The organism is Rhodococcus sp. UYP9 (genome assembly GCF_040547235.1).
In the GTDB taxonomy this organism is placed as follows: Bacteria; Actinomycetota; Actinomycetes; order Mycobacteriales; family Mycobacteriaceae; genus Rhodococcoides.
The window spans coordinates 1-15070 of record NZ_JBEPPH010000001.1; the positions used below are offsets into that span (position 1 = coordinate 1).

12 protein-coding genes and 1 tRNA gene are annotated in these 15070 nt (G+C 62.2%); 5 read left to right on the forward strand and 8 right to left on the reverse strand.

Annotation, left to right across the window (positions count from 1 at the left end; all coding sequences use genetic code 11):
• The first annotated feature begins 507 nt into the window (after nucleotides 1-507).
• Together ABIB36_RS00005 and ABIB36_RS00010 are read left to right on the forward strand one after the other, a co-directional pair.
• Nucleotides 508-1083 (forward strand): DUF6932 family protein, encoded by a 576-nt coding sequence (locus tag ABIB36_RS00005; protein ID WP_354558830.1) that lies wholly within the window; start codon nucleotides 508-510, stop codon nucleotides 1081-1083.
• The gene (locus ABIB36_RS00010; RefSeq protein ID WP_354558831.1) at nucleotides 1080-1979 is read left to right on the forward strand and encodes a hypothetical protein; all 900 of its coding nucleotides are present in this window, start codon (nucleotides 1080-1082) and stop codon (nucleotides 1977-1979) included. The genes ABIB36_RS00005 and ABIB36_RS00010 overlap by 4 nt, the downstream gene beginning before the upstream one ends.
• Before the next feature lie 285 nt (nucleotides 1980-2264).
• Here the strand turns inward: ABIB36_RS00010 and ABIB36_RS00015 are convergent.
• The 6 genes from ABIB36_RS00015 to ABIB36_RS00040 form a co-directional block, all read right to left on the reverse strand.
• Nucleotides 2265-2341: transfer RNA gene (locus ABIB36_RS00015), tRNA-Leu, on the reverse strand.
• Between the two features lie 177 nt (nucleotides 2342-2518).
• Complete coding sequence (locus ABIB36_RS00020) at nucleotides 2519-3463, reverse strand: Ppx/GppA phosphatase family protein (protein WP_354558832.1); 945 nt, start codon at nucleotides 3461-3463, stop codon at nucleotides 2519-2521.
• Nucleotides 3460-3999, reverse strand: coding sequence for a DUF501 domain-containing protein (locus tag ABIB36_RS00025; RefSeq protein WP_084347906.1), 540 nt, complete (start codon nucleotides 3997-3999; stop codon nucleotides 3460-3462). Before ABIB36_RS00025 ends, ABIB36_RS00020 begins: the two co-directional genes overlap by 4 nt.
• Nucleotides 3996-4676, reverse strand: a complete 681-nt coding sequence (locus ABIB36_RS00030) for an FtsB family cell division protein (protein ID WP_084347904.1) — start codon at nucleotides 4674-4676, stop codon at nucleotides 3996-3998. Before ABIB36_RS00030 ends, ABIB36_RS00025 begins: the two co-directional genes overlap by 4 nt.
• 29 nt (nucleotides 4677-4705) lie before the next feature.
• The gene (eno, locus tag ABIB36_RS00035; RefSeq protein WP_084347902.1) at nucleotides 4706-5992 is read right to left on the reverse strand and encodes a phosphopyruvate hydratase; all 1287 of its coding nucleotides are present in this window, start codon (nucleotides 5990-5992) and stop codon (nucleotides 4706-4708) included.
• Nucleotides 5993-6113: 121 nt separating this feature from the next.
• Nucleotides 6114-6860: a lytic transglycosylase domain-containing protein gene (locus tag ABIB36_RS00040; protein WP_373270547.1), complete on the reverse strand. Its 747-nt coding sequence runs from the start codon at nucleotides 6858-6860 to the stop codon at nucleotides 6114-6116.
• A gap of 170 nt (nucleotides 6861-7030) precedes the next feature.
• On the opposite strand from ABIB36_RS00040, the gene efeU reads away from it, so the two are divergent.
• From efeU to efeB, 3 genes are read left to right on the forward strand one after another with little or no spacing between them, the layout of a single operon-like run.
• Nucleotides 7031-7921, forward strand: a complete 891-nt coding sequence (efeU, locus tag ABIB36_RS00045) for an iron uptake transporter permease EfeU (protein WP_354558833.1) — start codon at nucleotides 7031-7033, stop codon at nucleotides 7919-7921.
• A 5-nt stretch (nucleotides 7922-7926) separates the two neighbouring features.
• Entirely contained in the window at nucleotides 7927-9066 is a 1140-nt protein-coding gene (gene efeO / locus ABIB36_RS00050) for an iron uptake system protein EfeO (protein ID WP_354558834.1), read from the forward strand.
• A complete protein-coding gene (gene efeB, locus ABIB36_RS00055) occupies nucleotides 9047-10312 on the forward strand; it encodes an iron uptake transporter deferrochelatase/peroxidase subunit (RefSeq protein WP_354558835.1) in 1266 nt (421 codons plus the stop codon). Before efeO ends, efeB begins: the two co-directional genes overlap by 20 nt.
• Nucleotides 10313-10383: 71 nt before the next feature.
• Here efeB and ABIB36_RS00060 read toward each other — a convergent pair whose 3' ends face one another.
• Both ABIB36_RS00060 and mfd read right to left on the reverse strand, forming a co-directional pair.
• Nucleotides 10384-11298: a nucleoside triphosphate pyrophosphohydrolase gene (locus ABIB36_RS00060; protein WP_354558836.1), complete on the reverse strand. Its 915-nt coding sequence runs from the start codon at nucleotides 11296-11298 to the stop codon at nucleotides 10384-10386.
• Nucleotides 11298-14870 carry a transcription-repair coupling factor gene (mfd, locus tag ABIB36_RS00065; RefSeq protein WP_354559275.1) on the reverse strand — a complete coding sequence of 1191 codons (3573 nt, stop codon included), beginning with the start codon at nucleotides 14868-14870 and terminating at the stop codon, nucleotides 11298-11300. The genes ABIB36_RS00060 and mfd overlap by 1 nt, the downstream gene beginning before the upstream one ends.
• Between the last annotated feature and the right edge of the window lie 200 nt (nucleotides 14871-15070).

The following is a 15070-nucleotide window of genomic DNA, read 5'->3' on the forward strand; positions in this document are numbered from 1 at the left end:
CGGGACTGAACGATCGACGCGATCTGCTCATGCTGGACTGGCTCATTTCAGTAGATCCCTATTCTAAGCGGGTCCACTGTCCGAAATCCCTGGGCAGATCAGGCACGCATCGGCAGCCTTTACCCTGAGCGTCTACGCCCATTCCCAGGAAGACGCGCTGCTCGACGCTGCGAAAAGCTTCGACAACATCACCAGTCGGATGTAACGGGCAGTTTGCCTTCCCCCACAAAGACGTTGCGCGACCCTCAACGTGTAGCACCGAGCGTAAAGAGGCCGTCGAATCGCGCTTCTCCAAGTCGCAGGTCATGGCGAATGACACTTGTTCTGACCCTGCAGCTTGCTGAAATACATCGACTGACGTATCGAAATAACTCGACACTTCAACCGCCAAATACGGTTCGGCGTTTGCCCAGGACGATCTCCGTGACGGCGCCTGTACGGACGAACCGCGCGGTTGGGTATGGTTCCCTGAAGACGGCAACCTGACGAGATTGGCACACGTTACTCATGACCATCCCCGACCTCGATCCGGGTACCGGCTATCTGCCTCTGGGAAGACACGTCTGCACGATTGCTGACATACGCGAGCACTTCGTTGACCACCCACGGTTCGCTTCTTCCGTGCGGCGAGCTGGGCTTTTCGTGAACCTGGGTAAATACCTCATCGACTGGCAGCGTGCGCAGTCCCACGTGGGGTCAGACCAGATCCTGAAATCCATGTGGATTGCTGGCAGCTTCGCGAGTGGCGAAATGGATCCTGACGACATCGATGTCTCACCGATTCTCGACGGCCCTAAGCTCTTGGACATCAAAGGACGTGTTGGCGCAGGACGCATCGCAGAGCTGCAAGGCGAGCGACGCGAACGGATGGTGCGTGAGTATGGAGTGGAACCCTTCCCAATAACCTGGTGGCCAGTAACCACGCTGCGCCGAGGTGACCTGTCACTGGTCGAGCACGACTACGTCAGCACCCGGGGGCTCATGGACGACATATGGCAAAGAACGCATTCGACGTCACCCAAGGGCGCGTTTACAGTGGATACAGCGGTACCCCGACGCGGCTACTTGGAGGTGGTCTTGTGAACATCGCAGACCAATTTCCTGAGCTTCGTGGTAGGGATCTTCCTAGCTGGCTCGGACAAGACGTCGACGATGACGTCGACTTGATCGCAAGCGCCAGAAAGTCACTTGCCCAGTCGCTTCGTGGCCTAGACCTCGCTGCCTCCCTCCCCGGTTTGATTGACCTGCGGTTCTCCGGAGGGGATGTCCTTGAGGGTGGATCCTTAAGCGCAGATATGAGCAGCCTGATCAAGAAGTTTCAAGCTGAGCTGCAAGCTGCAATGCCTGCTGTGCAGGCCGAATCGGGAGCAGCGGACCTCAGCATTTCAGGAATCAGCGAAGGCAGCGTTGTCGTCCACCTCAGACCTCGCATCGCGGGACCAGCTGACCAGTCCCTGACTCCCCATCTGATGCCGGATGCATTCGAGGAAGCGTTAAGTACCGTCCTCGGCCTGCATGACGATTTTGAACACGGAGACGCGTGGGCAAGTCTCTTGCAAAGACCTGACGCCCTCCTCGAATCAGTTCGAAAGTTCGTGGTAGCCCTCGACGAGTTTCACGCCGATGTAGAAGTTGATGCATTTGTCACCAACGGCGATCGACTGCACTCATCGCTAACGAAGCGTGGACGTTCTGACGCGATCAGATTCTTTGCACACCGAGAGAAACTCCTAGACAATCAGGTTATCGCGGGCAACGTGCGAGGCTTGAGCGATGCTGGGTGGATCGAAATCGTCAGCCCGGGAAGGCGAGGAAAGCGGCGCATAAAGGATGTTCCGGCAGACCTCCTAGATAGCGGGAAACTAGCGTACGGAAAATACGTCCGAATCAAAGTTTCGGAGCAAACTGCACCCAAAAAGAAGTCTATCTACCGGTTCAAAGAATTGCTGACAGGCGACGAAACAGGCATCGCTGAGTAGCGACAAGCGTAGCCACCCTCATCTCCACTCGGGAATTCTGCGCGATCGCACTGTCGCCGCTGTTGCGAGTTGCCGACAGCACAACCTGCGGCTTGCCAACACAACTAAAACGCATCCCCGACAAGTTCCGTGCCTGAGCGAGTTGGACCGTGCAACCAGGTGAGACCACCCACGATCACCCGCGTCCAGAACCGGCAGTTATTTCGAGTTGTGTCAATCTGTGTCACTCTTGCGGGTGTTCGAACGTCCACCTACGTCCGACACCAACTCTGACCAGCGCCTCGATGGTGCCCCCAGTCGGACTCGAACCGACACTTGACGGATTTTAAGTCCGTTGCCTCTGCCAATTGGGCTATAGGGGCCACCGCGGACGTGCAGGTCCGCGTCGATCATCTTATAAGGCTGTATCCACCTTGGAATCACCGGCGCCACGATCGCGGATTCTCTTCGCAGCTGAAGATGGAAGATGAACTACTGCAGGCTCATCCGATCGAACAGCAACACGGAAAATACCCGCGGCACCGGGGAGTTCTACCTGCCTAGACCTTCACCGAGAGGGCAATCCCGTCGAGAATGTCGTGTTCACTGACGATCAGTGTGCTGACCGCTCCGCGTCGTTCGAATTCCTCGGCCAAGACGCTGCAGACGATCGAACCGCCGCCGATGACGTCGACCCGCCCTGGGTGCATGGGGCCCAAGTCGCTTCGTTCTGCACGCGTCATGTTGACCAGCCGGTCGCATACCTCGAACAGGTCCGCGAACGGCACCCGGGTGAGGTGCACCTTCTCGGCGTCGTATTCCGTGAGTCCGGAGGCGATGGCGGCAATGGTGGTCATGGTTCCCGCGACGCCGACCCAGCTTGTCGCGTTTCCGATCGACACTTCTTCGAAGGCTTCTTCCAGCTTTGCGCGCACATACTCACGGGCACTGGCGATCTCGTTTGCGGTGGGCGGATCACTGTGCAGGAACCGCTCGGTCAGCCGGACGCAGCCGATGTTCGCCGAGAACGCAGCCTTGACGCCTTTGTTGTCTCCGAGCACCAGCTCGGTGGATCCACCTCCGAGGTCGACGACCAGGAAAGGTGCACCGGCAGCATTGAGTTCACCGACGGCTCCGGCAAAGGACAGTCTGGCTTCCTCGTCACCGGTGATGACCTCGGCGACCGAGCCCGCGACGATCGGATCGAGTATTTCGCGTGTCATCGCGAAGAAGTCCTCGCGGTTCGACGCGTCGCGCGTAGCCGAGGTGGCCACCATGCGTAGTGCCGATGCACCGCTCTCGCGGATGATTCCGGCATACTCCTGCAAGGCATCTCGGGTTCGCTCGATGGCTTCGGGCGCAAACGCTCCCGTCGCGTCGACGCCTTGGCCGAGCCTCACGATGCGCATTTCACGGGCGACGTCGGTGAGGACACCGTCCTTGACATCGGCGACGAGCAGCCGGATCGAGTTGGTTCCGCAATCGATGGCGGCAACTCTGGTCATTGTGTCTCCCCGCGAAGTTCTGCGACGGTCGGCCAGTCCGCTGGAATGGCCTTGCCGCGCATATGGTTTTCGGCGGCGAGAGCAACTGCCTCGTCGCCGAGTGGATTGAGACCTGGGCCCTTGGCGAGCGAATGCGCGATGAGGACGTGCAGGCATTTCACGCGGTCCGGCATGCCTCCGCCGGTGAAGTCTGTTCCCAACGATTCGATCTCGTTGCGTTCGGCCAAGTAGGACTCGTGGGCTCGCCGATATCCGGCTGCCAACTCCGCATCGGTCCCCAGCCTTTCGGTCATTTCACGCATGACACCTGCAGATTCCTGCCTGCTCGCCTCTGCGGTGAGCCGCGGATCGGTCAGGTAGTACAGGGTCGGGAAGGGCGTGCCGTCGGGGAGTTTCGGTGCAGTTTTCACCACACCGGGCCTGCCGTCCGGGGATCGGTAGGCGACCTCGAGGACCCCGCGAGGCTCACGCCCCAGCTGGGTCGCAACCGCCTCTAGATCCTCCGGCGAGACTGCCGATTTTCCTGCACCGGTCACCCGACAGGTCCTCCTTCTAGTACCGGTGCAGGCGCAGGAACGAGTGCGGGCAGTGGTTGCTGCTCCGGCTCGTCGCTCTGCTGCGGCTGCACTGCTGATTCCCAAAGATCCCGATACCACGGGCCCTCGGATTGTTCGATCGATTTCGCTTCGGCGTCGGACTTTGCCATGTCACCGGGAAGCTGCACCTGATAGGGCGTCTCCCCCGGCATCACCCACCGCAGCCGACTGCGTGCCTCGGCGTCGATGCGTGCTGGTTCGTTCAGTTGCGACTTCTCACGTTCGAGATTCTTTACGTCGTCTTCGAGCCCTTTACGCTCCGCAAGGACCGAAGCGAGCTCGGTCCTCTGCGAAAAGTACGTCCGCAGCGGCATCGCGAGCGTCAACGCCAACGCACACACCACGACCGCCAAGATCACAGCGCGACCGGTGGACAGCCCGAAAAAACTCCGCTCCGGACGCGTCGACGCCTGGACGCCGACGCGTCGTGGCGCTGCCCTGCCGGCCACGACGGCATCGCGTGCCTGATCGGACGGCTCGGGCGGCAATTGACCGGTGCTGCGCGCGTCGCCGCGCGCAGCTTCGGTCTGCCGGTTACGAGGTGAAGCCGAGCGGCCGCGAGGCCGAGGATCACGCCCACCTGGACTTGTCCCCGGTCTACCTCGTCCTGCCGCCATGACCCACCTTCAACGCTTGCGTAAGAAAACTATCCCTCGTAATTGAACCGGGGGAAGGCCAGCTCGCCTGCGTAACGCGCCGCGTCGCCGAGAGCTTCTTCGATTCTCAGCAACTGGTTGTACTTGGCGACTCGCTCGCTTCGAGCGGGTGCACCTGTCTTGATCTGACCACTTCCGACGGCAACTGCCAGGTCAGCGATGGTGGTGTCCTCGGTTTCGCCGCTGCGATGGCTCATCATGGTCTTGTAACCATTGCGATGCGCCAGCTCGACTGCGTCGAGGGTCTCGGTGAGGGTGCCGATCTGGTTGACCTTGACCAACAGTGCGTTGGCGGCGCCGCGAACGATGCCGTCCTCCAGACGCTCAGGGTTGGTGACGAAGAGATCGTCGCCGACGAGCTGAACCTTGTCGCCGATGGACTCGGTGAGTGCAACCCAGCCGTCCCAGTCGTTCTCGTCCAGCGGATCCTCGATGGACACGAGTGGGTATGCGTCGACGAGTTCGCCGTAGAACGCCGACAGCTGCTCGGCGGTCTTGGTGTCACGCTCGAAGGCGTAGCCGGTGCCCGCGGTGTAGAACTCGGTGGCTGCGACGTCCAGAGCCAGGCCGATATCGCGTCCCGGCTCGAGTCCGGTCTTCTTGATGGCTTCGAGGATGAGGTCGAGTGCTTCTTTGGTACCGGCGAGGTCAGGAGCGAATCCACCCTCGTCACCGAGTCCGGTCGAGAGCCCCTTGGCCTTGAGAACCGACTTGAGCGAGTGGTAGACCTCGGCGCCCCAACGAAGGGATTCCTTGAACGTCGGTGCACCGATCGGAGCGATCATGAACTCCTGGACGTCGACGCCACTGTCCGCATGCGCGCCGCCATTGATGATGTTCATCATCGGGACGGGAAGTATGTACGCGTTCGGTCCGCCGAGGTAGCGGAACAGCTCGAGGCCCGCAGACTCTGCAGCAGCCTTCGCGACAGCGAGTGAAACACCCAGCAGCGAGTTCGCGCCGAGTCGGGACTTGTCCGGGGTGCCGTCGAGATCCAGCAGGGCCTGATCGATGGTGCGCTGCTCGATGGCGTCGAGGCCGATGACGGCCGGTGCGATCTCGTCGAGAACAGCGTTGACGGCCTTCTCCACGCCCTTGCCGCCGTAGCGGTCGCCGCCGTCACGAAGCTCGACGGCCTCGTGCTCGCCGGTGGATGCACCGGACGGAACTGCCGCACGGCAAAGGGTTCCGTCGTCCAATGCGACCTCGACCTCGACAGTGGGGTTGCCACGGGAGTCGAGGATCTCGCGAGCTCCGACCTGCTCAATGATGGCCACGAATGCTTCTCCTATAAACGGGGACCGACAACGCCGCTGTTCACGACGCCACGACCGAGTTGCGGACTGTGCCGTGTGTCAGACTAGCCGCTTCGCTCACCTACCCGCATACGACATGGAGCTAGGCGCCGGCTCCCACCGAATAGGCCGCGGCAGCATCGCGGACATCACGGAGATAGACGCCCGACTGGTTGTACGCCATCAGGGCCCGCTCCCACCCTTCAGCGGTGCGCAAGTCGCCACCACGCGCACACAAGTACCGGGCTGCGGTAAGGGACGCGTCGTCCAGGTTGTCCGGATTCGGGACGCCGTCGCCGTTGGCGTCGACACCCCACTTCTTCCATGTCTCAGGAATGAACTGCATCGGTCCCATGGCGCGGTCGTGGATGTCGTCGCCGTCGAGGACACCGCGGTCGGTATCCGGGATTTCGGCGACGCCGGGAGCGCCGTCGAGCGGGATTCCGCGAATGGTCGGCGCAACAGTGCCATCCTGCGCGACGGCAGAGCCCTGGTAAGTACCGTGGCGGCTCTCGATGAATCCGATGCCGGCGAGAGTGGTCCAGGCGATCCCGCAGTCCGGTGCCGTGGCGGACATGACCGCGGCGGCATGCGCGTATGCCGCGAGCGCCGGACCGGAGATGCTCAGCGCATCCGACTGCGGTGCAGCCCACGCGAGCAACAGATCTGCGGTGCGTCCCGGAGCGTTGAAGTCGATGTCCGGAACCGGAGCCCCTGGGCCGGGAGGTATGCCCTCGGGAATAACTCGCGGAGGTTCGGAGGAACCGCATGCGCTGGCCATGATCGCCACTGCCAAGGCTGTGGACAGCAAGATCGCGGCTCGGCGGGGTCGATGGGTCACACCACCCATCCTGCACATCAAAGGTAATAGAAACCTAAAGCTCTATGTAAGAGCTCGTTTGTGGTGTTTTTGCTCTGGCCATCTGGGTGTATGTTCCTGTAATAGTTAACAGATGAGGGTCGCCTACCCTTCGGAAGGGCAGGCGTACCGAACTCAGTGTCATTCCAGGAAGGTCACCCGTGTCCGTACTCGCTGCCGCCGGAACTGCGCCGTCGATCGCAACCCAGATGTTCGGCAGTGGACTGATCGGACTGCGTGAGGGGCTAGAAACCGGGATCGTCGTGATGATTCTCGTGGCCTTCCTCGTCAAAGCCGATCGCCGCGATGCACTCAAATGGGTGTGGCTAGGAGTCGGCGCTGCGGTCGCCATGGTCGCGGTCATGTTCTTTGTCATTCACTACGGCACGTCGACGGTCACCGGTCTCACCGCCGAGATCATCGCCGGGCTCGCTTCCCTGGTCGCCGTCGCGATTGTCACGGCGATGGTCCTGTGGATGCGTACAGCGGCCAAGGACATCTCCGGCGAGCTGAAGGGCGGAATGGAACGTGCACTGACCGTCGGTCCGATTGCCGTTCTGACCCTGGCCTTCTTCGCGGTCGGGCGTGAAGGAATCGAAACCGCGCTTCTCATGGTCGGATACGCCGAGAACACCAACGGCAGCCTGTGGCCGTTGCTCGGACTTCTCGTGGGCATCGTCGTCGCAGCCATCCTGACGGTGTTCCTGTACTTCGGTGCGATTCGCATCAACTTCGCCGTGTTCTTCAAGTACACCGGCGTCTTCCTCATCGTCGTCGCCGCGGGGATCCTCGCCTACGGCATACGCGCACTGCAGATCGGCGGATTGATCCCCGGCGGATCTTCGGTGGCGTTCGACGTCACCGCACACTACGACGCCTCGAGCTGGTACGGCACCGTGCTCGCGGGCATCTTCAACTTCCGACCCGAACCGACAGTCCTGCAAGCCGTCGGCTGGTTGGCATATCTCGTCATCGTCCTGTTTCTGTTCCTCCGGCCGGTTCGCGTCCCCGCAAAACCAGAGCCTGTACTCCACACGTCCGAAAGGCACTGAAGAAAATGCGTCGTACCACCTACGCTCTGGCAGCGGTTGCGGTTCTACCGCTGGCTCTGGCCGGTTGTACCGAAAAGTCGTCCTCCGAGGCGAGCGACGGGGACATCACGGTCACCGCGACCGACAACGGATGCGACATCAGTGCCTCCGAAGGTGCCACTGGAAACTCCACCTTCCAGATCACGAACAACGGCAGCAAGGTCACCGAGTTCTATGTCTACGGTGAAGGCGATCGAGTCATGGGCGAGGTCGAGAACATCGGCCCCGGCCTGACCCGCCAGCTCATCGTCGCACTGCCCGACCCCGGCACGTACCAAACTGCATGCAAGGCAGGCATGGTGGGCGACGGCATCCGCACAGACTTCGTCGTCAGCGGTGACGCCGTTCGCCAGGCCGACGAAAACGGTCTGCTGGCCGAAGCCGCATCGGGTTACAAGCGCTACGTTCTCAGCCAGATCGATGCATTACAGGAGACCACGGCAAGCTTCGTGGCAGCTGTCAAGGCCGGCGACGTCGAAGGTGCCAAGGCTCAGTTCCCCATCGCGCGTAGCTATTACGAGCGAATCGAGCCCGTCGCTGAAAGCTTCCCCGACGACCTCGACCCCCGTATCGACCTCCGCGAGCCCGACGTCGAGCCAGGCGCGGAATGGACCGGCTTTCACCGCATCGAAAAAGATCTGTGGGCGCAGGGACTGCAGCCGGACACGAACGCGATGGCCGATCAGCTGCAGGCCAACATCGACGAACTCGCCGAGAAGGTCAAGGCCGACGACTTCACCGTCGATCCGATCCAGGTCGCCGGTGGCGCACAGGGACTGCTCGACGAGGTCGCCAAGACCAAGATCAGTGGCGAAGAGGACTTCTTCTCGCACACCGATCTCTGGGACTTCCAGGCCAACGTCGACGGCGCACAGGCCGCGATCGCCGCAGTGCGTCCGATCATCGACGAGCGTGAACCCGAACTCGGAACATCGATCGACACTCGCTTCGCCGCACTCGACGCCGAACTTGCCAAGTACCGTGTCGGCGACGGTTTCGTATTCTACGACACCGTGACCGAACCACAGCGCCAGGAACTCTCGAACAAGATCGACGCGTTGTCCGCTGAAGTGAGTCAGGTGCAGGGTGTCGTCGCAGGACAGTAAGAGCACAGGGCCGGCCGCCTCCGGCTTCTCCCGACGGCGCCTCTTCGGTGCCGTCGGGGCGGGGGCCGCGCTTGTCGGAGTCGGGGCCATCGCAGGCAACGCAACAGCAACCGGCTCCAAGTCCCCGACGTCCGACGTCGTCGAATTCCGCGGTGACCATCAGGCAGGCATCGTCACGCCCGCACAGGACCGCATGCACTTCGTCGCCTTCGACATCACCACCGACTCGCGCGAGGAGTTCGTCGCACTTCTCCGCAAGTGGACGGATATGGCCGAGCGACTGACCAAGGGCGAAGAGACGTTCGAGGACGGCGCCGTCGGGGCAGGCGAGTACAAGCCGCCGTCCGACACCGGCGAAGCCCTCGGGCTCGCCGCCTCATCACTGACATTGACCATCGGATTCGGTCCGGGGTTGTTCGATCGGTTCGGTCTCGCGGACAAAAAGCCCGCATCGTTGGCCGACCTCCAGCACTTCCCCGCCGACAACCTCGATCCTGCGCGATCGGGCGGTGACCTGTGCATTCAGGCATGCGCCAACGATCCACAGGTTGCCGTGCACGCCATCCGCAACCTGGCTCGCGTCGGATTCGGGACGGTGTCCGTCAAGTGGTCGCAACTCGGTTTCGGACGCACCTCGTCGACGTCGACAACTCAGGCCACACCACGAAACCTGTTCGGCTTCAAAGACGGAACTGCCAACCTCAAAGCCGAAGATCCGCAGATGCTGGACGAGAACGTCTGGGTCGATCCTGCCGACGACCAGGCGTGGATGGGTGGCGGCTCGTACCTCGTTGCCCGAAGAATCCGTATGCTCATCGAGTCCTGGGACCGCACGACACTCAAAGAGCAAGAGCGAGTCATCGGGCGTAGCAAGGGAACCGGCGCACCGTTGGGCCTGACCGACGAATTCGATGCGCTCGACCTCGATTCGAAAGGTCCCGACGGCCCCCTGATCGACGCCGACGCACACGTCCGGCTGGCGTCCAAGGAAGAACTCGGCGGCATCCAGATCCTGCGGCGCGGTTACAACTTCACCGACGGCTCCGACGGTTTCGGGCACCTCGACGCCGGACTGTTCTTCATCGCGTACTGCCGTGACCCGTTGACCCAGTTCGTGCCGCTGCAACTCGCACTGGCGCGAACAGACCTACTCAACGAGTACATCCAGCACGTCGGCTCCGCGGTGTTCGCGTGCCCACCGGGGCTCGGGGAATCGGAGTACTGGGGTTCCACGCTGTTTGCATAACCGCTTGAATGGCACATTCATACGATCAAATAGTTCGAGTGCGCCATTCAAGTTGGGAGTGCGGTGCAAAGTTACGCCCGCAGGCCCCAGTTTTCGATCCACTCGATCGCGGAGAGCTGCCCGGGAACAGCCCCGCGATCCTTGGCCGACACTTCGGCAGAACGGATGCGCTCGGCGAACTCCAGCACCCGACGGCGGAGCAGATCTTCCGCACTCTCGCCCCCACTGCTGTGATCGAGACCGATGTGCACTGTTCGCAGGTCGTCGGGCACCAGCTCGTTCGGGAGGCCTGCCTTGGATGCGCGCGCAATGATCTTCTGCGTCAATGCAAGCGCGGGCTGAGCCATCGCGATGCCGTCGAGGCATGATCCTCGCGCCTTCTCCGCCGCCTTGCGTTCCTCCCACGCTCGTTCCTGAGTCGCGACGTCGATGGGTCCCGTCGAGCCGTCGGTCAGGTGGGGTGTGCGGTGTGTCAGCTTTGCGACCAGACCGGCAGCGACATCGTCGACGTCGAAGCCGCCGTGTTCTGTGTCCTGAGCGATCCTCGAATGGAACAAGACCTGCAACAGGAGATCGCCCAATTCTTCCTTCAGATCCACGAGGTTCCCGCTGTGAATTGCGTCGAGCAACTCGTAGGTTTCCTCGAGGAGGTAGCCGCTCAACGAGGCATGCGTCTGTTGCGCTTCCCAGCCCCCGATCGTTCGGAGTCGGTCCATCAGAACGACTGCTGCGATGAGATCGTCACCGGGTAGTTTCGGGGAGGCTATAACCCGGTCACCGCGCCGAATACGCTCGAGGACATCACCATTACGCGGATCGGTGCTGACGAGCACACCGCCGGAGTCGTCGGCACGTGCGGTTCCGGCGAACAGCCACCGAATACCGACGGGCACTTCCTCGGTGAATTCCACTACCCCACTGAGGAATTCAACGGCTTCCGCGGGAACTTGACCGGGCCGGGTCGGATCAAGCAAGACTACCGTCATCACACGCCCACAGTGTGCTCCAACAGAACCGATCGAGACGGCTTACTGTCGAGCGAAAGAATCAGGTCGGCAATGAACTGCACCAATTCGACGTCACGAACCCTGGCCGCCCCGACTCCCCCACCTTCGACGCGCGGCAGTGGCAACTGCACGACGCCGGTGCTCGCGCGGTACTGCGCGCTCGGATAGAGACGCTTGAGCCGGATCTGCTTGGAATCGGGAAGATCCATCGGCGCCAACTTGACCTGTGTACCAGCGACATTGACGTCGGTGAGGTTGTATTCCTTGGCGATAAGCCGCAGCTTTGCGACGGAAACGAGCCTGCCGACCTCCTCGGGCAGCGGGCCGTAGCGATCCACCAACTCCTCGATGACGGCATTGATGCCTTCGGAATCCGCAGCAGCGGCCAACTTCCGATATGCCTCGAGACGAAGTCGATCACTGGTGACGTAGTCCGGCGGAATGTTGGCGTCGACGGGCAGGTCGATCCGAACTTCCTTGGGGGCCTCGTCGGTGGTGATGGGCTTGCCGTCAGCAGCTGCGCGATAGGCCTCGACAGCTTCACCGACCAATCTGACGTACAGGTCGAAACCGACACCTGCCACGTGGCCGGACTGTTCGGCGCCGAGAACGTTACCGGCACCGCGAATTTCGAGGTCCTTCATTGCCACGGCCATACCGGCACCGAGGTCGGAGTTCTGCGAGATGGTGGACAGACGGTCGTACGCAGTCTCGGTGAGCGGCTTCTCGGGCGGATACAGGAAGTACGCGTAGCCACGTTCGCGACTACGCCCGACCCGACCACGAAGCTGGTGCAACTGCGAAAGCCCCAGCGAATCACTGCGTTCGACGATCAGGGTGTTCGCATTCGAGATATCGAGTCCGGTTTCGATGATGGTGGTGCAGACGAGTACGTCCGTTTCACGTTCCCAGAACCCCTGCACGGTTCGCTCGAGCGTCTCCTCGTTCATCTGACCGTGCGCGGTGGACACCCGAGCTTCCGGTACGAGGTCACGAATCTTCTTGGCTGCCTTGTCGATCGAACTGACTCGGTTATGCACGAAGAAGACCTGACCGTCACGGAGCAGTTCGCGTCTGATCGCCGCAGCGACCTGCTTGTCGTTGTAGGCGCCCACATAGGTGAGTACTGGGTGACGCTCTTCCGGCGGAGTCAGAATGGTCGACATCTCGCGAATGCCGGCCAGGCTCATCTCCAGAGTACGAGGAATCGGTGTCGCCGACATGGTCAGGACATCCACATGCGTACGCAGGGACTTGATGTGCTCTTTGTGCTCGACGCCGAATCGCTGTTCCTCGTCGACGATGACCAACCCCAGGTCTTTCCACGCCACACCGGTCTGCAGCAACCGGTGGGTACCGACGACGATATCGACCGTCCCGTCGGCGAGCCCGGCCATGACCAGCTTCGAGTCCGAACCGTGGGTGAAGCGAGAGAGCCCCTTGACCGTCACAGGGAAGGCCGCCATGCGCTCGGTGAAGGTCTGCAGATGCTGTTGCGCCAACAGGGTAGTCGGCACGAGGATGGCGACCTGCTTGCCGTCTTGGACTGCTTTGAAAGCGGCGCGAACAGCGATCTCGGTTTTGCCGTAACCGACGTCGCCGAGGATGACACGGTCCATCGGGACCGGCTTCTCCATGTCCGCCTTGACGTCGGTGATGGCCGTCATCTGGTCCATCGTCTCGGTGAACGCGAACGCGTCCTCCATTTCACGCTGCCATGGAGTATCCGGGCCGAAAGCATGGCCCGGCGCCGCCTGACGAGCCGCATACAGCTGCACGAGCTCTCCGGCGATCTCTCGAACAGCCTTGCGCGCCTTACGTTTCGTGTTCGACCAGTCCGAACCACCAAGCTTGCTCAGTGACGGCATTTCCCCGCCGACATAGCGGGAGAGCTGATCCAGGGAATCCATCGGCACGAACAATCGATCCCCCGGGTGCCCCCTCTTGCTGGGTGCATATTCCACGACGAGGTATTCGCGGCGAGCTCCACCGATGGTCCGCTCGACCATTTCGACGAACCGGCCGATACCGTGCTGATCGTGCACGACACTGTCGCCGGCCTTCAACGCAAGTGGATCGACCTGATTTCGCCTCTTGGCCGGTAGCTTTCGGCCCTCGGCGGCGGCAACGCGGTTACCCGTCAGGTCGCTTTCGGTGACGATCACAAGCTTCGCGTCGGGCAGGATCAGTCCGGCGTGGAGAGAGGCACACAGGACGCTCACGACGTCGGGCAATGGTTCGGAACCCGAATCTATTGCGACAGCGGGCACTTCGGCCTCGCCGAGCCGCTCGATGATACGCGTTGCGGTTCCCGCGCCCGCGACGGCGATGACGGCGCGACCGCCGGTGGACACATGTGCTCGGAGCATGGCAAAGAGTCCGGTGAGCAACTCTTCCGAACCCCGGACCTCGGGGACGGTCTCGACAGCCAATTCGACCTCGGTCTCGCTGCCCGAAGCCAGTGGACTGATGGTCCACCACGGCCGACCGAGCGCCTGCGCGGATTCGCGGATCTGGCGTAGCGAACGGTAGGCGGACGCTCCGAGGTCGAGACTCGTCCCGCCCAGGCTGCTGGTGTCCACGGTGGCGGTGTCGAGCGGTGCTGCTCCACCCACGGACGCCGCCGTCCACGACGCTTCGAGGAACTCCTGCCCGGTACGGACCAAATCTGTTGCACGCGTGCGGATTCGCTCTGGATCGCACAGCAGGACGTGCGCACCCTTCGGCAGCACATCGGCCAGTAGCTCGAGTTCACCGGGCTGCAGCAGCGGAAGCAACGCTTCCATGCCTTCCACCGGTACCCCGGCAGACATCTTGTCCAACATCTCCACCAGGGCCGCATCGGCCTGATTGTCACCGGCGAGCGCCGCCGCACGATCGCGGACGTCCTGAGTAAGAATCAATTCACGGCAGGGCGGTGCGATGACCGACTCGATGACGACATCGGGTAGGGAGCGCTGATCGGCCACGGAGAACGCGCGGAGTTCGGTGACCTCGTCACCCCAGAACTCGACACGCACCGGATGATCGGCCGTCGGGGAGAAGATGTCGAGGATGCCACCACGGACGGCGAATTCGCCGCGTTTGCCGACCATGTCCACACGCGAGTACGCCAACTCGACGAGTCGGTGGATCAGGCCGTCGAAATCGATCTCGACGCCCACCTTCAATCCGATCGGCTCGATCTCGCCGAGCCCCGGGGCCATCGGCTGAACGAGCGATCGCACCGTGGTGACGATCACTTGGAGAGGTGGGCCGTAATCCTGGTCGTCCGGCCGCGCGAGCCGACGCAGCACTTCGAGTCTGCGGCCGACGGTGTCCGCGCTGGGCGAGAGCCGCTCGTGCGGCAAGGTCTCCCACGACGGAAACTGCGCCACCGAGTCGCCGAACATCTGGCCGAGTTCAGCGGTGAGATCGTCCGCTTCACGTCCCGTGGCGGTGACGACGAGCACCTGCGCCTGCTGCGCTATCGCGGCAGCGACGAACGGGCGTGAGGAGTTCGGCGCGACGAGCGTGTATTCCGCAGTCCCGACGGCCTCGCTCACGGTCATCAAAGCGGAATCTGCCAGAGCGACGCGCGCGACGCCCGACAGGTGAAGCGAAGAATCGGAAGACAACAGCAGGGCTCCTGAACGAAGGACGACACGAAGGCAGCCCGGTTGGAAAGTGCACCAAGATGTTGGCGAACGAGCAAACCGGCGGTCGCGGCCAATTCTATGGGAGCAGACCGACCCGTCGACGGCTGGGCAGG